Source organism: Enterobacter sp. PL_is379 (assembly GCF_055817355.1).
Genome location: NZ_JBVPGT010000031.1, coordinates 246,083 through 266,870 on the forward strand (window position 1 = coordinate 246,083; position 20,788 = coordinate 266,870).

Here is a 20,788-nt window from a genome sequence, read left to right on the forward strand (position 1 = left end):
ACGATATTTTTTATTCTCTTTGTGCTGTGGCGTAATCATGAAAACGCATTTATCCGGAGAAGACCATGCCACGCCCGCTGAACCAGACTGATACCGATTTGAACGCCGACAACCTGCTGCGCCTGCCCGCCGAGTTTGGCTGCCCGGTGTGGGTCTACGACGCGCAGATCGTTCGCGAGAAGATCGCCGCCCTGCATCAGTTTGACGTGGTGCGTTTTGCCCAGAAGGCCTGCTCCAATATCCACATTCTGCGCCTGATGCGTGAGCAGGGCGTGAAGGTGGACTCCGTTTCACTCGGCGAAATCGAGCGCGCGCTGGCGGCCGGATACGATCCGAAAGCCGACGGTGACGCGATCGTCTTTACCGCCGATGTGATCGACGATGCGACGCTGGCGCGCGTCCACGAGCTGCAGATCCCGGTGAATGCCGGCTCTGTGGATATGCTGGAGCAGCTGGGCGAGGTTTCACCCGGCCATCGCGTCTGGCTGCGCGTGAACCCGGGCTTTGGTCATGGCCACAGCCAAAAAACCAATACCGGTGGCGAAAACAGCAAGCACGGGATCTGGTATGCCGATATGCCTGCCGCGCTGGCGGTATTACAGCGCTACGGCCTGAAGCTGGTGGGGATTCATATGCACATTGGCTCTGGCGTCGATTACGGCCACCTGGAGCAGGTGTGCGGCGCGATGGTGCGCCAGGTTGTCGACTTCGGTCAGGATCTGGAGGCGATCTCTGCCGGTGGCGGTCTCTCCATTCCTTATCGCGAGGGCGAAGAGGCGATCGATACCGATCACTATTACGGTCTGTGGAGCGCAGCGCGCGATCAAATCGCCGCGCATTTGGGCCACGCGGTGAAACTGGAAATTGAGCCGGGTCGTTTCCTGGTGGCGGAAGCCGGCGTGCTGGTTTCGCAGGTGCGCAGCGTGAAAGAGATGGGGTCTCGCCACTTCGTATTGATTGACGCAGGCTTTAACGATCTGATGCGTCCGTCCATGTACGGCAGCTATCACCACATTACCGCCCTGGCTGCCGACGGCCGCGATTTATCGCAGGCACCACGCGTTGAGACGGTCGTTGCGGGGCCGCTGTGCGAATCGGGTGACGTGTTTACCCAGCAGGAGGGCGGCAAAGTGGAGACCCGCGCGCTGCCAGAGGTCAAACCGGGTGATTATCTTGTGCTGCACGACACCGGTGCTTACGGGGCGTCTATGTCATCTAACTACAATAGCCGCCCGCTGCTGCCGGAAGTGCTGTTTGATAACGGCAAGGCGCGGCTGATCCGCCGCCGCCAGACCATTCAGGAACTGCTGGCGTTAGAGCTCATCTGATGAAAGTACGGCCCCGTCGTGACCGAATCGCGTAAGACCAGCGTGCCGGTAAACGGTGGGATGGCATCGACCGGCTGGTTTTTTGCCAGCCGGATCGCCTGATCGATGGCCGTGACAATCATATTGTCGATGGGCAGATAAACCGACGAGAGCGCAGGTTCCAGCCATTTCGCGCTAGGGGCATCGTCAAAGCCGAACAGTGAAATATCCTGCGGGATTTTACGCCCCGCCTGGTGTAACGCTTTGGACGCGCCCAGCGCCATATCGTCGTTACAGGCAAACAGGGCGCTAAAGGATACACCGTCGGCAATCAATTCCTTGCACAGCTCATATCCCCCGGTCATTCCCGCATCGCCGTACTTTATCCGACGCTCGTCCAGACGGATGCCGTGCTTTTCCAGCGCCTTGCGATAGCCCATCAGCCTCGCTTTTCCGGTTGGGGTATGGATCGGGACGGTGATACAGGCGATCTCCCGATGGCCCTGTTCGATCAGATAATCCACGGCCTTAAACGCGGCATCCTGCTGTTCGAAGAACACGCAGCGATCCGGCGCCTGGCTCACTTCACGGTTAATGACCACCAGCGGTGTTTTTACGGTGTTCATCAGTTTGATGATCGCTTTTTCGCTCATATAGCGCGTATAAAGCACGATGGCATCGCACTGGCGATCGGCGAGCATCTGCACCGCCTGTTCTTCCTGTTCCGGCGCGTCGTGACCGTCGGTGACGATAAGCTGTTTCCCGTGGGTTTCGGTCTGCCGCGACGCCTGCTGGAGAAGGCGGCCAAAGTAAAAGCCGTCGAAGGTCGAGACGACCAGACCAATGCTGTTGCTAGTCTGGTTAGCCAGCGAGCGCGCGAGAAAGTTCGGCCGATAGCCCAGCTCTTCCATCGCCGCAAACACCTGCTGACGCGTACTCTCTTTAACCTGACCCGTGCCGTTCAGCACGCGCGATACCGTGGCCTTAGACACGCCCGCGCGCAGTGAGACATCCAGCATTGTTACCATTCTACATTCCTGCTTTCACGTAATGATCTGCAGTTTAACACAGAGCTTACGCCGTATAAGCGATGCGGGAAGCGCAAAAATTCCGCCACGATCACGCTTTTCGGTAACGATTTGTCTGGCCTGCCTGAAGTAAAACTAAATAGTCTGACTCTGGTAAAATAATCGCCAAAACGAGCTGGAGGCGTCAGGCCAGCCCATTAATGAGAATACGCAGGTGAAACGTGAAAAAGACTGTTATCCTCCCGCTTTACGATGCACCGCAGTATGCTGAGCAGGTAACCGACTGGATCTGGCAGGCGTTTGGCGAGGGGCTTCCCCGGGAATTTTTCCACAGCATCGTTGAGCACAGCCAGACGCCAGGAAAATTACCGCTGACGTTTATTGCCGTTGAGGACGAAAAGCTACTTGGTACGGTGGGGATCTGGCGCTGCGATTTGATCACCCGTCAGGATCTCTTTCCGTGGCTGGCGGCGCTGTACGTTGACGACGCGGCGCGAGGCAAGGGGCTGGCAGGAAAGTTACAGCAGCATGTTATTACCTGGGCCGCGCAGGCGGGATATGAAGAACTGCACCTCTGGTCTGCCTGCCGTGACTTCTACGAACGTTACGGCTGGCAATATATCGGCGATGGGCTGGAATACCCCAACACGCGGGTTCACCTCTACCGTTATTCGCTCTGCGCTTCCGCAGGCGACGCAACGGAGTGACGACGAACCAGCGTCGGACTAAACAGATGCGTAATATCCGGCGGCTGGCGCTGTTCCGCCAGCGCTAACGCCAGCTCGGCGGCCTGTGTGGCCATGGTGATAATCGGGTAGCGCACGGTGGTCAGGCGCGGGCGAACGTAGCGGGAGACCAGCACGTCGTCGAAGCCAATCAGCGAAATTTCTGCCGGTACCTCAATCCCGTTGTCGTTCAACACCCCCATTGCCCCTGCGGCCATCGAGTCGTTATAGCTGGCAACCGCCGTGAAATTCCGTCCGCGACCCAGCAGCTCGGTCATGGCCTGTTCACCGCCGCTCTCATCCGGTTCGCCATAGGCCACCAGGCGGTCATTGCACGGCAGTCCGTTTTCGCGCAGGGCATCGTAGTAGCCCTGCAGACGGTCTTCTGCATCAGAAATCGGGTGGTTTGAACAGAGATAGCCAATCCGGGTGTGGCCCTGCTGAATCAGATGACGGGTCGCAAGCCACGCGCCGTAGCGGTCGTCGAGCGCCACGCAGCGTTTCTCAAAGCCGGGAATAATGCGGTTGATGATGACCATCCCGGGGATCTGCTTCATCAGATGAATCAGTTCGGCATCCGGGATCATTTTGGCGTGTACTACCAGCGCCGCGCAGCGGTGGCGGATCAACTGCTCGATGGCCTGGCGTTCTTTTTGTTCATTATGATAGCCATTGCCGATCAGCAAAAAATTGCCTGTCTGATAAGAAACCTGCTCAACGGCTTTCACCATCGCGCCGAAAAAGGGATCGGAGACATCTCCTACCACCAGACCAATGGTTTCTGTGGACTGCTGGGCGAGCGCGCGGGCATTGGCATTGGGATGATAGTTCAGGGATTCCATGGCGCTTTGTACCGCCTGGCGTGATGCGTCACTGGCTTTTGGGGAGTCGTTAATCACGCGGGAGACGGTTGCCACCGACACACCTGCCAGACGGGCCACATCCTTTATTGTCGCCATTCATTACCTTCTTATTGGGGGTAAGCGTTTACACACCAAATAGTGTTGCGGAAAAGCGGCGCGCATTCAAGGGGAGCGGATTTCCGCTCTCCACAAACGTGACGCAGAACAACCCTGGCGGTGTAATCGTTACACGCGCAGTCATGTCTGAAGAATGTCAATCTGAACCTTTGGTTACACTTTGCCTCAGGCTGTTGCGATTGTCCGATGGCGAGGATGTTAATGAGATTGATACAGTTGAGATCCCAGAGGTATTGATTGGTGAGAATTCTTAGTACGGTTTCGTACTCATCTCTTGCACCAACCTGCGCGGATGCGCAGGTTTTTTTTCGCCTCCACTTTTGCTGTCGCTCCCGTATCACTTCTCGTGTAATCTGCCACCATTTACTATCAACCCTCCACACTGGCTGGCAAAGGGAGTTGAGATGCTATTTGGGTTCTTCCGTACACTGTTCCGTATTCTTTTTCGCATCCGCGTCACTGGCGATGCCCAGGCGCTTCGCGGCGAACGCGTTCTTATCACACCAAATCATGTTTCCTTTATAGACGGTATCCTGCTGGCGCTGTTTCTGCCCGTGCGCCCGGTATTTGCGGTCTATACCTCCATCAGCCAGCAGTGGTACATGCGCTGGCTCACGCCGCTGATTGATTTTGTGCCGCTCGACCCGACAAAGCCGATGATGATTAAGCATCTGGTGCGTCTGGTCGAGCAGGGTCGTCCGGTGGTCATTTTCCCGGAAGGGCGTATCTCCGTGACCGGTTCGCTGATGAAAATCTACGACGGTGCGGGGTTTGTCGCGGCGAAGTCAAAAGCGACCGTGGTGCCGCTGCGTATTGAAGGCGCAGAGCTGACCCATTTCAGCCGTCTGAAGGGACTGGTGAAGCAGCGTCTGTTCCCCAAAATCACGCTGCATATTCTGCCGCCAACGTCGTTACCGATGCCCGACGCGCCGCGTGCCCGCGATCGCCGTAAAATCGCCGGGGAAATGCTGCACCAGATTATGATGGAAGCGCGCATGGCCGTGCGTCCGCGCGAAACGCTGTACGAATCTCTGCTTTCCGCGCAGCACCGCTATGGCGCGAAGAAAAACTGCATCGAAGACATCAACTTTACCCCGGATACCTATCGCAAACTGCTGACCAAGACCCTGTTTGTGGGGCGCATTCTTGAGAAGTACAGCAAAAAGGGCGAAAAGATTGGCCTGATGCTGCCTAATGCGGGCATCAGCGCGGCGGTGATTTTCGGCGCGGTTTCCCGGGGCCGGATCCCGGCGATGATGAACTACACGGCGGGTGTGAAAGGGCTGACCAGCGCCATCACCGCTGCCCAGATTAATACCGTCTTTACCTCTCGTCAGTTCCTGGACAAAGGCAAGCTCTGGCATCTTCCCGAGCAGCTCACCCAGGTACGCTGGGTTTTCCTGGAGGATCTGAAAGCCGACGTGACCACCGGCGACAAGCTGTGGATTTTTGCTCACCTGCTGGTGCCGCGTCTGGCGCAGGTCAAACAGCAGCCGGAAGATGATGCCATTATCCTCTTCACGTCGGGATCGGAGGGCAACCCGAAAGGCGTCGTCCACAGCCACAAGAGCATTCTGGCGAACGTTGAGCAGATCAAAAGCATTGCTGACTTTACCGCGGATGACCGTTTTATGTCGGCGCTGCCGCTGTTCCACTCCTTTGGCCTGACGGTGGGGCTGTTTACGCCGCTGCTGACCGGCGCAGAAGTGTTCCTCTATCCAAGCCCGCTGCATTACCGGATTGTGCCGGAGCTGGTGTATGACCGTAACTGCACCGTCCTGTTCGGCACCTCAACGTTCCTCGGCAACTACGCGCGTTTCGCCAATCCGTATGACTTCTATCGCGTGCGGTATGTGGTGGCCGGTGCGGAAAAACTGCAGGAGAGCACGCGCCAGATCTGGCAGGACAAGTTTGGCCTGCGCATTCTCGAAGGGTATGGCGTGACCGAGTGTGCGCCCGTGGTCTCGATTAACGTGCCGATGGCGGCGAAACCGGGCACGGTTGGCCGAATTCTGCCGGGGATGGACGCGCGTCTGCTGGCCGTGCCGGGCATTGAGGACGGTGGCCGTCTGCAGCTCAAAGGGCCAAACGTGATGAACGGGTATCTGCGCGTGGAAAACCCGGGCGTGCTGGAAGCGCCGACGGCGGAAAACGTCAACGGTGAGGTTGAAACCGGCTGGTACGACACCGGGGATATCGTCCGTTTCGATGAACAGGGCTTTGTACAGATTCAGGGCCGCGCGAAACGCTTCGCCAAAATTGCCGGCGAAATGGTCTCTCTGGAAATGGTGGAGCAACTGGCGACGGCCGTGTCCGCCGAGAAGATGCACGCCACGGTCGTGAAGAGCGATGCCAGCAAAGGTGAGGCGCTGGTACTGTTTACGACCGACAGTGAGCTTAAGCGCGACAGATTACTGAGCTATGCACGCGAACACGGTATTCCTGAACTGGCCGTGCCGCGCGATATTCGCTACCTGAAACAGCTCCCGGTGCTGGGCAGCGGGAAGCCAGATTTCGTGACCCTGAAAGGCATGGTTGAAGAGGCGGAACAGCAAAATGCGTGAGTCAGTACACACTAACACTTCACTCAGGTCGAAAGGCATGATGGCCGTCATTGCCGCGCAGTTTCTCTCTGCGTTCGGCGATAACGCGCTGCTGTTTGCCACGCTGGCGCTGCTGAAAGCCGAGTTTTACCCCGACTGGAGTCAGCCGATCCTGCAGATGGTGTTTGTGGGCGCTTACATTATCTTTGCTCCGTTCGTCGGGCAGGTGGCGGACAGCTTCCCGAAAGGTCGGGTGATGATGTTTGCCAATGGCCTCAAGCTGCTGGGTGCGGCCAGCATTTGTTTTGGCTTTAATCCGTTTATTGGCTATACGCTGGTGGGCATTGGCGCCGCCGCCTACTCCCCGGCGAAGTATGGCATTCTCGGCGAGCTGACCACCGGGGATAAGCTGGTGAAAGCCAACGGTCTGATGGAGTCGTCAACCATTGCCGCTATCCTGCTCGGATCCGTTGCGGGCGGCGTGCTGGCCGACTGGCATGTCCTGGCGGCACTGGGCGTATGCGCGGCGGTGTATGGTGGGGCGGTCGTGGCGAACCTGTTTATTCCTAAACTGCCGGTGGCTCGCCCGGGACAATCCTGGCGCTTTAAACCGATGACCGGCAGCTTCTTTAGCGCCTGCCGCGTGCTGTGGCGTAACGGTGAAACGCGTTTTTCCCTGATGGGGACCAGTATGTTCTGGGGTGCGGGCGTCACGCTGCGCTTCCTGCTGGTCCTGTGGGTGCCGGTGGCGCTGGGGATTACTGACAACGCGACGCCGACCTATCTGAATGCGATGGTGGCCATCGGCATTGTGGTGGGGGCAGGCGCGGCGGCGAAGCTGGTAACGCTCGAGACGGTAGCACGCTGCATGCCCGCAGGGATCCTGATTGGCGTCGTGGTGCTGATCTTCTCGCTGCAGCATGCGTTATTGCCCGCGTATGTCCTCCTCATCCTGATTGGTATTCTGGGCGGTTTCTTCGTGGTGCCACTGAACGCGTTACTGCAGGAGCGGGGCAAACAGACCGTCGGGGCAGGCAATGCCATCGCGGTACAAAACCTGGGGGAAAACCTGGCGATGCTGCTAATGCTGGGGCTCTACTCGCTGGCGGTAAAAGTGGGCGTGCCAGTGGTGGGGATTGGCGTCGGGTTTGGCGGGCTGTTTGCGCTGGCGATTGCGGGTTTGTGGATCTGGCAACGTCGCCGCTGATAAGTGCGGCCTGATGCCCTCACCCCGGCCCTCTCCCACAGGGAGAGGGAGCAAACCCTAAAAACGGCAACGTGCGTTGCCGTTTTGCTTTTATTACGGTGCAGGATACGTATAAACCTGATGCACCGCTTCAATCTCCGCTAACACCTCTTCACTCAGGTTCAGATTGAAACTCGCAATATTGGTTTTCAACTGCTCCATCGTGGTCGCGCCCAGCAGGGTGCTGGCAACAAACGGCTGACGACGCACGAAGGCCAGCGCCATCTGCGCAGGGTCAAGACCGTGACGCTTCGCGATATCCACATAGGCGGCAACGGCTTTCTGCGTCTGCTCGCCGCTGTAACGGGTAAAGCGGCTAAAGAGGGTGTTACGCGCTCCGGCCGGTTTCGCGCCGTTCAGGTATTTCCCCGTCAGCGTGCCGAAGCCGAGACAGGAGTAGGCGAGCAGTTCCACTTCTTCATACTGCGTCACTTCGGCCAGACCCACTTCATAGCTGCGGTTAAGCAGGCTGTACGGGTTCTGAATAGTCACGATACGCGGCAGATCGTGTTTATCCGCCAGGTGCAGATAGCGCATGACCCCAAAGGCCGTTTCGTTAGAGACGCCAATATAGCGGATTTTTCCCGCGCGCTGGCATTCGGTCAGCGCTTCCAGCGTTTCCAGCAGCGTCACGGCGGGGGCGCTCTCATTCCAGGTGTAGCCGAGCTTACCAAAGCAGTTGGTTGGGCGCTGAGGCCAGTGCACCTGATACAGATCGAGATAGTCGGTTTGCAGGCGCTTCAGGCTGGCGTCCAGTGCGGCGCGGATATTCTTGCGATCGAGGATCTGATTCGGGCGGATCCCGGTATCGTTGTTGCGCGCGGGGCCGCTGACTTTTGAGGCAATCACCAGCTTTTCACGGTTGCCGTGTTTTGCCAGCCAGTTACCGACGTAGGTTTCGGTAAGTCCCTGCGTTTCCGGACGTGGTGGAACAGGGTACATCTCCGCGACATCAATCAGGTTAATCCCCTGGCTGACGGCGTAATCGAGTTGTGCATGGGCATCGGCTTCGCTGTTTTGTTCACCAAATGTCATCGTGCCCAACCCCAGTTGGCTTATTTCCAGAGCGCTGTGGGGGATACGGTGATAATGCATAGCCGGCTTCCTCAGTAGACTTATAGACCGCGTCAGGGCGTGCCCGACAAAGGAATATAAACATGGCAGAGGGGAAGCAAAAGGGGAAGAAAAAAATCAAAAAGGTCAGCAAGCGACTGACCTCTCTCTGTTTATCGCTCGATAATTTGCGATACTTCGTCGCGATTGATCTGCATTTTATTGCCTTCCTGATCGCGGTAGCTGACCAGACCGGTATCATCGTCAACTTCGGGTTTGCCGTCGGTCAGGATCATTCGACCATCTTTTGTCGCCATGACGTAATCGCTGCTACAGCCCGATACGGCAAACGCTAAACCGACTGCTGAAACTAACACTGCCCATTTTTTCATCGTTATCGTCCTCATCTGGCGCGTATCAAATCATAATCTAGTATTAACCCGATATGGCGACTTGAGGAAGCAGTAAAATCTTAAAAAGCAGTCGATTATGTTTGAGAGCTCGCAAAATAAGTAAAAAACTATGTTTTTAACAGGAAATGACGTGCCAGGAGCGCGCCGGTGAAATTCTTTTTGAGATAAAAACCGCGCGGCAGCGTTAGTATCGGCTCACCCTGTGCGCCGATGGCCTCGGTAAGCGCTTTACTGTTGGCCGCTTTCGGACGCAGCTGTAACACTTCTCCGTGTCGGGCGGTGATGCGCTCTACCTGCCCAAGAACGATCATGTCCATCAGCTCCTCCCAGTCCAGCCGAAGCTGATGCTCTTCATCCTCGTTCGGGCTCCAGAGCAGCGGCGCGCCAACGCGACGGTCGGCCAGGGGGATCTGTCGCTCGCCTTCAACCGGTACCCACAACACGCGCTTCAGCTTGTGGCGAACGTGGCTGGTTTCCCACGTCACGCCGGTGTTGCCGGTTAATGGCGCAACGCAGACAAAGGTGGTCTCAAGCGGCTTGCCCTGGCTATCTATTGGGATGGTTTTTAACTCCACGCCAAGTGCTGCAAAATCCTGCTCGGGTTTGCTCCCTGCGCTCGCACCCAGCCACAGCTCAAGCAGCATGCCGATCCAGCCTTTATCCCGCTTAAGATCCTTCGGGATCGGAAGCCCTGCCATTGCCGCCAGCTCGCCAAGCGAAAAGCCCGCAAGACGCTGTGCCTGCTGGAGCAACTGGCCCTCGCTGGACGGCGGTGAGAGCAAGGGTGTAAGCGGATGCATGACGGTAACCTTTTGATTAAAAAATAAACGAAGAAATTGTCCCCTGTGGATAGAGTTTAACTATTTCTGTACCAATATTCCATGTGTATGATTTATAGGTTTTTTTATGGGTTTGAAATCGTTTCACCCGAGTCAGAAAACCGGTTGTTCAAATCTGGTCACTGACAATGAACAGGATCTTACACCATGTTATCCACAGAAAAATGGGATAACTGGGCATAACCCTGACTACTGTTTCAATTTACAGCCTTGACGTGCGATGAAAATCGAATTTTCAAACAAATTGTGACTAACTTATTGGCACAATCTGTGGATAAAACCGACGCTGTTCGATCTTTCATCAGCACGACGATCCCTGATGTGATGATCGTCACGCTATTCTGTTTTGTGTTCATGGAAATACATTTAACTTTATGAAAATAAATGCATTATTGAATTCAGGTGAAAGAGGGGATATGGCAGCGTTTAAGGTTGTTCATCGGTAATCAGACACTTCTTCACAACTATATCCACAGAAAAGGTGAATAAAATTCCCTTCACTGCCACTCATCTGTTTATAACTCAGCACTTATTTGTGAGTTATTCAAATGTTATTAGGTTGCAGCCCTGTAAGAGAGTGGTTTACCGCCTCCCTGTAGTGTGAAACAATCATTCATATATAAGGTTTAGTTTGGGGTAGTCCGGTGATTGATGACGATGGCTACCGCCCGAACGTAGGAATAGTAATTTGTAATCGTCAGGGCCAGGTAATGTGGGCCCGGCGATATGGTCAGCACTCCTGGCAGTTCCCGCAAGGCGGGATCAATCCGGGAGAGTCCCCAGAACAAGCGATGTACCGGGAGCTTTTTGAAGAGGTCGGTTTAAGCCGAAAAGATGTTCGCATCCTGGCTTCGACCCGCAACTGGTTGCGTTACAAGTTACCGAAACGTTTGGTGCGTTGGGACACAAAGCCGGTTTGTATCGGCCAGAAACAGAAGTGGTTTCTGTTGCAGTTGGTGGGCAACGATTCAGACATCAATATGCAAACCAGCAGTACGCCGGAGTTCGATGGCTGGCGCTGGGTGAGCTATTGGTATCCTGTTCGTCAGGTCGTGTCATTTAAACGCGATGTTTACCGTAGGGTGATGAAAGAGTTTGCAAGTGTGGTAATGCAGCTTCAGGAGATCCCGCCTAAGCCGCAGAGCGCACCTGCCTGGCGACGTAAAAGAGGTTAAGCTACGCAAATCATGCTCACCCGCTTGCGAGAAATAGTCGAGAAGGTGGCCAGCGCGCCGCGTCTGAACGAGGCGCTGAATATTCTGGTCACCGACATCTGCCTTGCGATGGAGACCGAGGTCTGTTCGGTGTATCTGGCCGACCACGATCGGCGCTGCTATTACCTGATGGCAACCCGTGGTTTGAAAAAACCACGCGGACGCACCGTAACGCTCGCATTTGATGAAGGTATCGTGGGTCTGGTCGGGCGGCTGGCTGAACCCATCAACCTTGCTGACGCACAAAAACACCCCAGCTTTAAGTACATCCCTTCCGTAAAAGAAGAGCGCTTCCGCGCTTTCCTTGGCGTGCCGATCATTCAGCGTCGCCAGCTGCTCGGCGTGCTGGTCGTCCAGCAGCGTGAGCTACGTCAGTACGACGAAAGCGAGGAGTCTTTCCTCGTCACGCTGGCCACGCAGATGGCGGCGATCCTCTCCCAGTCCCAGCTTGCCGCGCTTTTTGGTCAGTATCGCCATACGCGCATTCGTGCCCTTCCGGCATCGCCAGGCGTGGCGATAGCGGAAGGCTGGATGGACGCTACGCTGCCGCTGATGGAGCAGGTTTACGAAGCCTCAACGCTTGATGAAGCGCTGGAGCGCGAGCGTCTCACCGCCGCGCTGGAAGAGGCGGCGAATGAGTTTCGTCGTTACAGCAAGCGCTTCGCCGCAGGCGCGCAAAAAGAGACGGCGGCGATCTTTGACCTCTATTCGCACCTGCTCTCCGATGCGCGTCTGCGTCGTGAGCTTTTTGCGGAAGTGGATAAAGGCTCGGTCGCGGAGTGGGCGGTTAAGAAGGTTATCGAAAAATTTGCCGACCAGTTTGCGGCACTGACCGACGGTTACCTGAAAGAGCGGGCAGGGGATCTGCGCGCGCTGGGGCAGCGCCTGCTTTTCCATCTTGATGACACCATTCAGGGCCCGAATGCCTGGCCAAAACGGTTTGTTCTGGTTGCCGACGAACTTTCGGCAACGACGCTGGCTGAACTGCCCCAGGACAGGCTGGCCGGTGTGGTGGTGCGTGATGGTGCCGCCAACTCACACGCCGCCATTATGGTGCGCGCGCTGGGTATCCCTACCGTTATGGGGGCGGACATTCAGCCGTCGGTACTGCACCGACGTACGCTGGTGGTCGACGGCTATCGCGGTGAGCTGCTGGTCGATCCTGAGCCGGTTCTGCTCCAGGAGTACCAGCGTCTTATCAGCGAAGAGAATGAATTAAGCAAGCTGGCGGAAGATGACGTTAACCTGCCCGCACAGCTGAAGAGCGGTGAGCGGATCAAAGTCATGCTCAACGCCGGTTTAAGCCCTGAACATGAAGAAAAGCTTGGCAGCCGCATCGACGGTATTGGCCTATACCGTACTGAAATCCCGTTCATGCTGCAGAGTGGTTTCCCCTCCGAAGAGGAGCAGGTGGCACAGTATCAGGGGATGCTGCAGATGTTTAACGACAAACCTGTCACCCTGCGTACCCTGGATGTCGGGGCGGATAAACAGCTGCCCTATATGCCGATCAGCGAAGAAAACCCGTGCCTGGGCTGGCGTGGGATCCGCATTACGCTCGATCAGCCGGAGATCTTCCTGATCCAGGTACGTGCGATGCTGCGCGCCAACGCGGCGACGGGCAATCTCAGCATCCTGCTGCCGATGGTCACCAGCATCGATGAGATCGACGAGTCCCGGCGGCTGATCGAACGTGCTGGCCGCGAAGTGGAAGAGATGATCGGCTATGCGATCCCGAAACCGCGGATTGGGGTGATGCTTGAAGTGCCGTCTATGGTCTTTATGCTGCCGCAGCTGGCAAACCGTGTTGATTTTATCTCTGTCGGCACGAACGACCTGACGCAATATATCCTGGCCGTCGACCGTAACAATACTCGCGTCGCCAGTATCTACGACAGCCTGCATCCGGCGATTATTCGCGCGTTAGCGATGATCGCCCGTGAAGCGGAGCAGTACGGTATTGATTTACGCCTGTGCGGTGAAATGGCCGGGGATTCAATGTGTGTTGCGATCCTGATTGGTCTGGGATTCCGCCATCTGTCGATGAACGGTCGCGCCGTCGCCCGCGTGAAATACCTGCTGCGGCATATCGACATCAATGATGCCCGCGAGCTGGCTGAACGCAGCCTTGAGGCGCAGCTGGCAACGGAAGTCCGCCACCAGGTCGCGGCGTTTATGGAACGACGCGGTATGGGCGGTCTGATCCGCGGCGGCCGCTAATCGTTTTTCGCCCTCTCCCTGTGGGTGAGGGCGCCAGCGCGCATAAAACCCTATACACATCTTTTACATCTCTGGCGCATCCTCCGCGCCCGCCTTGTGCTATGATTCGCAACTTTGGAGCCTCTGCTTACAGCAGAATCGCATTTCTACCGCTGTCCACTTTCAGCGGAATAACAACATCTTGTGGTGACAGATGAACAGTGGTTATCTGCATTTTCCGGAATTTGATCCGGTCATTTTCTCAGTAGGACCTGTTTCGCTTCACTGGTACGGTCTGATGTACCTGGTGGGCTTCATTTTTGCCATGTGGCTCGCTGGCCGTCGCGCCAGCCGTCCGGGCAGCGGCTGGACCAAAAACGAAGTTGAAAACCTGCTGTATGCGGGCTTCCTCGGCGTGTTCCTCGGTGGTCGTATCGGGTATGTGCTGTTCTATAACTTCCCGGTATTCCTGAACGATCCGCTCTATCTGTTCCGCGTCTGGGACGGCGGCATGTCCTTCCACGGCGGCCTGATTGGGGTGATCCTGGTGATGGTGATTTTTGCCAAACGCACCAAACGCAACTTCTTCCAGGTTTCAGATTTTATCGCACCGCTGATCCCGTTTGGTCTCGGCGCTGGTCGTCTGGGCAACTTTATCAACGGTGAACTGTGGGGCCGCGTCGACCCGAGCGTGCCGTACACGATGCTCTTCCCGGGCTCCCGCGCAGAAGACATCGCGCTGCTGCCATCGCATCCGGAGTGGCAGTCCATTTTCGATACCTACGGCGTTCTGCCGCGCCATATGTCTCAGCTGTATGAGCTGGCGCTGGAAGGCGTGGTGCTGTTTATCATCCTCAACCTGTTTATTCGCAAGCCGCGCCCGATGGGGGCTGTTTCCGGGCTGTTCCTGATTGGCTATGGCGCGTTCCGCATCATCGTCGAATTCTTCCGCCAGCCTGACGCACAGTTTACCGGCGAGTGGGTACAGTACATCAGCATGGGGCAGATCCTCTCCATTCCGATGATTGTCGCGGGTGCCATTATGATGATTTGGGCGTATCGTCGTCGTCCACAGCAACAAATTTCCTGAGGAACCATGAAACAGTATCTTGAATTGATGAAAAAAGTGCTCGATGAGGGCACGCCGAAAAACGACCGCACCGGTACCGGTACGCTCTCCATTTTTGGCCACCAGATGCGCTTCAATCTGCAAGAAGGCTTCCCACTGGTGACGACAAAGCGCTGCCACCTGCGCTCGATCATTCATGAACTGCTCTGGTTCCTGCAAGGTGATACCAACGTTGCGTATCTGCACGAAAATAACGTCTCAATCTGGGACGAGTGGGCAGATGAAAACGGCAACCTGGGCCCGGTTTACGGTAAGCAGTGGCGCGCATGGCCAACGCCTGATGGCCGCCATATTGACCAGATCACCACCGTGATGAACCAGCTGAAAAACGATCCGGACTCGCGCCGAATCATTGTTTCCGCCTGGAACGTCGGCGAGCTGGATAAAATGGCGCTGGCACCGTGCCACGCGTTCTTCCAGTTCTATGTGGCGGATGGAAAGCTTTCCTGCCAGCTCTACCAGCGCTCCTGTGACGTGTTCCTCGGCCTGCCGTTTAACATTGCCAGCTATGCGCTGTTAGTTCACATGATGGCGCAGCAGTGCGACCTGGAAGTGGGTGATTTTGTCTGGACCGGTGGGGATACCCATCTTTACAGCAACCATATGGAACAGACGCATCTCCAGCTGACCCGCGAACCGCGTGCGCTGCCGAAGCTGATTATCAAACGCAAACCGGCATCAATCTTCGACTACCGCTTTGATGATTTCGAGATTGAGGGCTACGACCCACATCCGGGCATCAAAGCGCCCGTCGCTATCTGATGCGATAAAGCGTGACACAACCGGTGCTATTTAGCGCCGGTTTTTTTTCGCCTTTATCCCGTTTCCCGAGGCGCTATCCAGAAAGCGTGCAACGCGCTGCAACTCTCCCAATTCTCCGGACAACACCTCGTAAAACGAGGATCCGTCGCTCGTCATCTTCACGGCGCTTCGCCACACTCCCGGTATGAAAAAAGAGAACGGTTTTACGCTTATCGAAACGCTTGTCGCCGTTTCGCTTGTCTTTATCCTCAGCGCCTCAGGTCTGTACGGCTGGGACAGCTGGCAACGACAGCAGCGGCTGTGGCAAACCGCCAGTCAGGTGCGAGATTACCTGCTGTTTCTGCGCAACCATGCCAACCGGCACAACAGCGACCATCTTATTACCCTTCAGCGGGTGGGAGGCGGGGACTGTCTGGTGAGCTCTGCCGTGCAGGGCTGTAAGAAGGAGAGTCCCTTTGTGCTGATTCCGCTCTGGCCTGAGGTCGAGGTCAGTGAGGTCACGCCGTCGCTGGGGTTTTATGGATTAAGGGATACAGCGTGGGCAGGGCGGATACGCGTTCAAAGCCGTGCCGGAGCATGGCTGATTATTGTCTCAAATGGAGGACGCATCAGGATGTGTCAGGTCTCTGAGGGAGGTTCATGTTGATGAGGCAGCGCGGTTTCTCACTGACTGAAGTGCTGATTGCCACGGCGATGAGCAGCCTTTTGCTGATAAGCGCATCGCGTTTTTTACCCGGGCTACAGCGGGCCGCATTACTGCAATCCGGCCAGCGAGAGCTGGAAGAAGAGGTCTGGCAACACCTGTTCGCCCTCGGCAAACAGCTTCAGCGTGCGGGGTACTGCGCGGGAAATTGCCAGGGACAGGCGCTGGCGATCGGCAGGCAGGGGAGCTGCATCATTGTGCGGTGGGATGCCAACAGTAACGGTCGCTGGGATAGCAGCGCATCAGAAAATGACAGCACCGGTTTTCGTCTGGAATCGGGGGCGCTGGAAACCCTGCGTGGCGCGACGTCGTGTGAAGGAAAAGGGTGGGAAAAGCTCACGGACCCGGACAGGCTTGCGATCGCACATTTTGTCGTGAGGAAAGTGGAACATGCCGGTTTTGCGCCAGAGGTAAATATCGAACTGGCCGCGAGACGTAAAGGCGATAAAGGAGAACCCTGGCAGGCGTTGTATACGGTCACGGGGTATAACCTGTGAGCCGTCAACGCGGGATGTCTTCGCTGGCGCTGGTTCTGCTTTTACTGGTGCTCGGTACCCTGATCCTGACGGGGCTAAACCAGCAGGTCACAACGTTCAGTGCGCTCGTTGGCGGTGAGAGCCGCTCGCTTCAGCAGCAGGCGACGGCGCAGTCCGCGCTTGAGTGGGGACGGGTTCAGAGCTGGTCATCAGAGCTGCAGGTTCAGTGCAAAAAGACATCGGCGTGGCGAGTCTGTTTGCGCCAGCTGAGTGAGGCGCGTGTGCTGCTGATTGCCGGAGACAGTGACCTGCTGCTCTGGCGCGCAGGAGAGATTGTCGACGGGAAAATTCGCTTTTCGCCTCACGGCTGGAGTGATTTTTGTCCACTAAAGGAGAGCGCGTTATGTCAGCTGCCGTGAGCCGAGAAAAAGGGTTTAGCATGGTGGAGGTCCTGCTGGCGATGATGCTGCTGGTGATCGTCGTGACGGCTCTGTCGGGTTATCACCGGGCGCTGGCGGCGCGGTTTAGCGTGTTTAACCAGTATCGCCAGCTCTGGCACCATGCCTGGAATCAGTCTCAGCTCTCAACAAATGTTCTCCCCGCAGGCTGGCAGGCCAGTCGGGGGCAGACAACGCTCGCAGGATGTGTCAGCATCACGGTTACACTAATTTCTCCTCTGGGGCGGCGCGGTGAGATAACGCGTCTGCATTGCCCGGTTAGCCAGTAGTCGGGAGCGTCTATGTTAAGGGTCTACCACTCAAATCGTCTGGATGTGCTGGAAGCACTGATGGAGTTTATCGTTGAGCGCGAGCGGCTTGACGATCCTTTTGAGCCTGAAATGGTGCTGGTGCAGAGCACCGGTATGGCACAGTGGCTGCAAATGTCGCTTTCCCGCAAGTTTGGCATAGCCGCGAATATTGATTTCCCTCTGCCCGCGAGCTTTATCTGGGAGATGTTTGTCCGCGTGTTGCCGGATATCCCGGAGCAGAGCGCCTTCAACAAACAGGCCATGAGCTGGAAGCTGATGGCGCTGCTGCCGGACATGCTGCAGCGTGATGAATTCACCATGCTGCGCCACTACCTCAATGACGATACCGACAAGCGGAAGCTTTTCCAGCTGGCATCGCGCACCGCCGATCTTTATGACCAATACCTTGTTTACCGTTCTGACTGGTTAATTCGTTGGGAAGCGGGCGAGTTGGTTGAAGGCCTGCCGGAGGCGCAAATATGGCAGGCCCCGCTGTGGAAAGCGCTGGTAGAGCATACGGAGAAACTGGGCCAGCCTAAGTGGCACCGTGCCAATCTCTACGAGCGGTTTATCTCGATACTTGAAAATGCGTCGGAGCGCCCGGCCCGACTGCCGTCACGCGTTTTTATCTGCGGAATATCCGCATTACCCCCTGTCTATCTAAAGGCGTTGAATGCGCTGGGTAAGCATATTGATATCCATATTTTGTTTACCAACCCATGCCGACAATACTGGGGGGATATCCTCGACGAACGCTGGCTTGCCCGGCTGGTGAGCCGCCAAAGAAAGCGCCTTTTTGAAGAACGTGCCGTCCCGCTGTTTAAAGATGGCTCGACTGCCGGGCAGCTTTTCGATGAAGACGGTATCCAGAACCTGCCCAATCCGCTGCTTGCCTCATGGGGAAAGCTGGGGCGTGACTACATTCATATGCTTTCAGACATCACGTCCTCAGGGGAAGGTGACGTGGATGCCTTTGTTGAGATCGCCCCGGACAGCCTGCTGCATAATATTCAGTTAGATATTCTGGATCTGGAAAACCGTGCCGTCATGGGCGTGACGGCGAACGAGTTCGAACGCAGCGATAATAAGCGAAAACTGGATCCTGACGATCGCAGCGTCACGATCCACGTTTGCCACAGCCCGCAGCGTGAGGTCGAAGTGCTTCACGACCAGTTGCTGGCGATGCTGCAGGAGGATCCCGATCTGACGCCACGCGATATCGTGGTGATGGTGGCGGATATCGACAGCTACAGTCCCTTTATTCAGGCCGTTTTTGGCAGCGCGACGGGCGAGCGATACCTGCCTTACGCGATATCTGACCGTCGTGCCCGTCAGTCGCATCCGGTATTGCAGGCGTTTATCACTCTCCTGTCACTGCCGGATAGCCGGTTTATCTCCGAAGATGTCCTGGCGTTGCTGGATGTTCCCGTGCTGGCCGCACGCTTCAACATCAATGAAGAGGGGCTGCGCTACCTTCGTCAGTGGGTTAACGAGTCTGGCGTACGATGGGGGATCGATGACGATAACGTTCAGGAATTCGAGCTTCCCCCTACCGGGCAGCACACCTGGCGATTTGGCCTGACGCGTATGCTGCTGGGCTACGCCATGGAGAGCAGCCAGGGCGAGTGGAATGAGGTGCTGCCTTACGATGAGTCCAGCGGGTTAATTGCTGAACTGGTGGGGCATTTAGCGTCGCTATTAATGCAGCTTAACCGCTGGCGATATGCGCTGTTGCAGCCGCGTCCACTTGAAGAATGGCTCCCGGTCTGCAGGGCGTTACTCAATGATTTCTTCCTGCCGGACAATGACACCGAAGCGGCCATGGCGCTCATTGAAACCCAGTGGCAGGCTATCATCGATGAAGGCGTGAATTCCCACTATCAGGAGGCCATCCCGCTGTCGCTATTGCGGGATGAGCTGACGCAGCGGCTTGACCAGGAGCGAATCAGCCAGCGTTTCCTGGCGGGTCCTGTCAATATCTGTACCCTGATGCCCATGCGCTCTATCCCGTTCAGGGTGGTCTGCCTGCTTGGCATGAACGACGGTGTGTATCCGCGGGCGCTGCCGCCGCTGGGGTTCGACTTGATGAGCGCAAACCCAAAACGGGGCGATCGTAGCCGCCGTGATGATGACCGCTACCTCTTCCTTGAAGCGCTCATTTCCGCTCAGAGTAAGCTCTATATCAGCTATATCGGTCGTTCCATTCAGGACAACAGCGAGCGTTTCCCCTCTGTACTGGTGCAGGAGCTGGTGGACTATATCGGCCAGAGCCACTACCTGCCGGGAGATGAAGCGCGCAACTGCGATGAAAGCGAGCAGAGGGTGAAAGCCCATATCACCTGTTTCCACAGCCGTATGCCGTTTGATCCGGTGAACTATATTGCCAGCGAGCGCCAGAGCTATGCACAGGAGTGGCTACCGGCGGCGAAAAAAGAGGGAAGTGCTCATACCGATTTCATTCAGGAACTTGATCCGCGCCCAATCGACACTCTGACCTTCGAACAGCTTCAGCGGTTTTGGGCGCATCCGGTGCGCGCCTTCTTCCAGCAACGACTGCAGGTCAACTTCCGCTCTGAAGAGAGCGAAATTCCTGAGGCAGAGCCGTTTACGCTGGAAGGTCTGGAGCGCTACCAGTTAAACCTGCAGCTGCTGAATGCGCTGGTTGAAGAGGAAGATGCGGACAAGCTTTACCGCCGCTACCGCGCTGCGGGTCAGCTGCCCTACGGCGCGTTCGGGGAAATTGTCTGGGAGGCGCAGTGCCAGGAGATGACCGCTCTGGCGGAGCGCGTGAGAGCGTGCCGACAGCCGGGGAAAAGTATTGAAATCGATCTCAACTGCAACGGGGTACAGCTCACGGGCTGGTTAACCCAGGTTCAGCCGGACGGGCTGCTGCGCTGGCGGCCCTCAATGCTGAGCGTTTCGCAGGGATTGCAACTCTGGCTGGAACATCTTGTCTACAGTGCGGGTGGGCATAAAGGCGAAAGCCGGATTTTCGTGCGCAAAGAGGGCGAATGGCGCTTCCCGCCGATGGAGTCTGAACAGGCGTTACGGTACCTGTCTTTGTACATTGAGGGCTACCGTCAGGGAATGAACAAACCGCTCCTGTTACTGCCGGAAAGTGGCGGAGCGTGGATAAAAGCCTGTTATGACGCGCAGAATGATGCGATGTTAACGGATGAGGCTTCGCTGCAGAAAGCACGCAGTAAATTTATGCAGGCCTATGAAGGTAACATGATGGTGCGTGGCGAAGGTGAAGATGTCTGGTATCAGCGCTTATGGCGAACCCTTGAGCCAGAGTACTTCGAGGCTATCACGGAAGAGGCGCAGCGCTACCTGCTGCCGTTGTTTAAATTTAATCAGTCCTGAGTGCTGTATAAAAATTGCGCAGCATGGGGTGTTCATTTATGATGCACTTCTTATCAC

General features: G+C 56.4%; 18 protein-coding genes. 13 read left to right on the forward strand and 5 right to left on the reverse strand.

The features are described 5' to 3' along the window. Nucleotides 1-65: 65 nt before the first annotated feature. The gene (lysA, locus tag AC0TOY_RS17675; protein WP_024909307.1) at nt 66-1,328 is read left to right on the forward strand and encodes a diaminopimelate decarboxylase; all 1,263 of its coding nucleotides are present in this window, start codon (nt 66-68) and stop codon (nt 1,326-1,328) included. Here lysA and AC0TOY_RS17680 read toward each other — a convergent pair. After that, on the reverse strand, nt 1,298-2,335 hold the full coding sequence (locus AC0TOY_RS17680) for a LacI family DNA-binding transcriptional regulator (protein ID WP_032648146.1): 1,038 nt from the start codon (nt 2,333-2,335) through the stop codon (nt 1,298-1,300). The two genes, lysA and AC0TOY_RS17680, sit on opposite strands and share 31 nt — an antisense overlap. A 221-nt stretch (nt 2,336-2,556) precedes the next feature. Here AC0TOY_RS17680 and AC0TOY_RS17685 point away from each other — a divergent pair, with 221 nt between their 5' ends. Next, nucleotides 2,557-3,042 carry a GNAT family N-acetyltransferase gene (locus AC0TOY_RS17685; protein WP_473722255.1) on the forward strand — a complete coding sequence of 162 codons (486 nt, stop codon included), beginning with the start codon at nt 2,557-2,559 and terminating at the stop codon, nt 3,040-3,042. Here the strand turns inward: AC0TOY_RS17685 and galR are convergent. Continuing rightward, the gene (gene galR, locus AC0TOY_RS17690; RefSeq protein ID WP_048990698.1) at nt 3,003-4,019 is read right to left on the reverse strand and encodes an HTH-type transcriptional regulator GalR; all 1,017 of its coding nucleotides are present in this window, start codon (nt 4,017-4,019) and stop codon (nt 3,003-3,005) included. The two genes, AC0TOY_RS17685 and galR, sit on opposite strands and share 40 nt — an antisense overlap. A gap of 425 nt (nt 4,020-4,444) precedes the next feature. On the opposite strand from galR, the gene aas reads away from it, so the two are divergent. Continuing rightward, nucleotides 4,445-6,604, forward strand: coding sequence for a bifunctional acyl-ACP--phospholipid O-acyltransferase/long-chain-fatty-acid--ACP ligase (aas, locus tag AC0TOY_RS17695; protein ID WP_473722256.1), 2,160 nt, complete (start codon nt 4,445-4,447; stop codon nt 6,602-6,604). Beyond that, nucleotides 6,597-7,790, forward strand: a complete 1,194-nt coding sequence (gene lplT / locus AC0TOY_RS17700; RefSeq protein WP_473722257.1) for a lysophospholipid transporter LplT — start codon at nt 6,597-6,599, stop codon at nt 7,788-7,790. The genes aas and lplT overlap by 8 nt, the downstream gene beginning before the upstream one ends. A gap of 93 nt (nt 7,791-7,883) precedes the next feature. Here lplT and AC0TOY_RS17705 read toward each other — a convergent pair whose 3' ends face one another. From AC0TOY_RS17705 to mutH, 3 genes are all read right to left on the reverse strand, one after another. After that, the gene (locus AC0TOY_RS17705) at nt 7,884-8,924 is read right to left on the reverse strand and encodes an NADP(H)-dependent aldo-keto reductase (RefSeq protein ID WP_248272365.1); all 1,041 of its coding nucleotides are present in this window, start codon (nt 8,922-8,924) and stop codon (nt 7,884-7,886) included. A 131-nt stretch (nt 8,925-9,055) separates the two neighbouring features. Beyond that, nucleotides 9,056-9,274 carry a YgdI/YgdR family lipoprotein gene (locus tag AC0TOY_RS17710; protein ID WP_008499668.1) on the reverse strand — a complete coding sequence of 73 codons (219 nt, stop codon included), beginning with the start codon at nt 9,272-9,274 and terminating at the stop codon, nt 9,056-9,058. Nucleotides 9,275-9,402: 128 nt separating this feature from the next. Further along, on the reverse strand, nt 9,403-10,095 hold the full coding sequence (gene mutH / locus AC0TOY_RS17715) for a DNA mismatch repair endonuclease MutH (RefSeq protein ID WP_032648136.1): 693 nt from the start codon (nt 10,093-10,095) through the stop codon (nt 9,403-9,405). Nucleotides 10,096-10,778: 683 nt separating this feature from the next. Here mutH and rppH point away from each other — a divergent pair. From rppH to recC, 9 genes are all read left to right on the forward strand, one after another. After that, a complete protein-coding gene (gene rppH, locus AC0TOY_RS17720) occupies nt 10,779-11,309 on the forward strand; it encodes an RNA pyrophosphohydrolase (protein ID WP_013098553.1) in 531 nt (176 codons plus the stop codon). A 12-nt stretch (nt 11,310-11,321) separates the two neighbouring features. Beyond that, nucleotides 11,322-13,568, forward strand: a complete 2,247-nt coding sequence (gene ptsP, locus AC0TOY_RS17725; RefSeq protein ID WP_024909296.1) for a phosphoenolpyruvate--protein phosphotransferase — start codon at nt 11,322-11,324, stop codon at nt 13,566-13,568. Between the two features lie 193 nt (nt 13,569-13,761). Continuing rightward, complete coding sequence (gene lgt, locus AC0TOY_RS17730) at nt 13,762-14,637, forward strand: prolipoprotein diacylglyceryl transferase (RefSeq protein ID WP_023309046.1); 876 nt, start codon at nt 13,762-13,764, stop codon at nt 14,635-14,637. A 6-nt stretch (nt 14,638-14,643) separates the two neighbouring features. Then, nucleotides 14,644-15,438, forward strand: a complete 795-nt coding sequence (gene thyA / locus AC0TOY_RS17735; RefSeq protein ID WP_014885081.1) for a thymidylate synthase — start codon at nt 14,644-14,646, stop codon at nt 15,436-15,438. A 184-nt stretch (nt 15,439-15,622) separates the two neighbouring features. After that, nucleotides 15,623-16,084: a prepilin peptidase-dependent protein gene (locus AC0TOY_RS17740; protein WP_473722258.1), complete on the forward strand. Its 462-nt coding sequence runs from the start codon at nt 15,623-15,625 to the stop codon at nt 16,082-16,084. Beyond that, entirely contained in the window at nt 16,078-16,638 is a 561-nt protein-coding gene (locus tag AC0TOY_RS17745; RefSeq protein ID WP_473722260.1) for a prepilin peptidase-dependent protein, read from the forward strand. Before AC0TOY_RS17740 ends, AC0TOY_RS17745 begins: the two co-directional genes overlap by 7 nt. Then, nucleotides 16,635-17,036 (forward strand): DUF2509 family protein, encoded by a 402-nt coding sequence (locus AC0TOY_RS17750; RefSeq protein WP_473722261.1) that lies wholly within the window; start codon nt 16,635-16,637, stop codon nt 17,034-17,036. The genes AC0TOY_RS17745 and AC0TOY_RS17750 overlap by 4 nt, the downstream gene beginning before the upstream one ends. Further along, entirely contained in the window at nt 17,021-17,344 is a 324-nt protein-coding gene (locus tag AC0TOY_RS17755; protein ID WP_024909292.1) for a prepilin-type N-terminal cleavage/methylation domain-containing protein, read from the forward strand. Before AC0TOY_RS17750 ends, AC0TOY_RS17755 begins: the two co-directional genes overlap by 16 nt. A 12-nt stretch (nt 17,345-17,356) precedes the next feature. Then, a complete protein-coding gene (recC, locus tag AC0TOY_RS17760; RefSeq protein WP_473722262.1) occupies nt 17,357-20,731 on the forward strand; it encodes an exodeoxyribonuclease V subunit gamma in 3,375 nt (1,124 codons plus the stop codon). Nucleotides 20,732-20,788: the final 57 nt, after the last annotated feature.

Coding starts and splice junctions, on each gene's coding strand:
- lysA (WP_024909307.1), top strand. CDS start 66: ATGCCACGCCCGCTGAACCAGACTGATACCGATTTGAACGCCGACAAC.
- AC0TOY_RS17680 (WP_032648146.1), bottom strand. CDS start 2,335: ATGGTAACAATGCTGGATGTCTCACTGCGCGCGGGCGTGTCTAAGGCC.
- galR (WP_048990698.1), bottom strand. CDS start 4,019: ATGGCGACAATAAAGGATGTGGCCCGTCTGGCAGGTGTGTCGGTGGCA.
- aas (WP_473722256.1), top strand. CDS start 4,445: ATGCTATTTGGGTTCTTCCGTACACTGTTCCGTATTCTTTTTCGCATC.
- lplT (WP_473722257.1), top strand. CDS start 6,597: ATGCGTGAGTCAGTACACACTAACACTTCACTCAGGTCGAAAGGCATG.
- AC0TOY_RS17705 (WP_248272365.1), bottom strand. CDS start 8,924: ATGCATTATCACCGTATCCCCCACAGCGCTCTGGAAATAAGCCAACTG.
- AC0TOY_RS17710 (WP_008499668.1), bottom strand. CDS start 9,274: ATGAAAAAATGGGCAGTGTTAGTTTCAGCAGTCGGTTTAGCGTTTGCC.
- mutH (WP_032648136.1), bottom strand. CDS start 10,095: ATGCATCCGCTTACACCCTTGCTCTCACCGCCGTCCAGCGAGGGCCAG.
- ptsP (WP_024909296.1), top strand. CDS start 11,322: ATGCTCACCCGCTTGCGAGAAATAGTCGAGAAGGTGGCCAGCGCGCCG.
- lgt (WP_023309046.1), top strand. CDS start 13,762: ATGAACAGTGGTTATCTGCATTTTCCGGAATTTGATCCGGTCATTTTC.
- thyA (WP_014885081.1), top strand. CDS start 14,644: ATGAAACAGTATCTTGAATTGATGAAAAAAGTGCTCGATGAGGGCACG.
- AC0TOY_RS17740 (WP_473722258.1), top strand. CDS start 15,623: ATGAAAAAAGAGAACGGTTTTACGCTTATCGAAACGCTTGTCGCCGTT.
- AC0TOY_RS17745 (WP_473722260.1), top strand. CDS start 16,078: ATGTTGATGAGGCAGCGCGGTTTCTCACTGACTGAAGTGCTGATTGCC.
- AC0TOY_RS17755 (WP_024909292.1), top strand. CDS start 17,021: ATGTCAGCTGCCGTGAGCCGAGAAAAAGGGTTTAGCATGGTGGAGGTC.
- recC (WP_473722262.1), top strand. CDS start 17,357: ATGTTAAGGGTCTACCACTCAAATCGTCTGGATGTGCTGGAAGCACTG.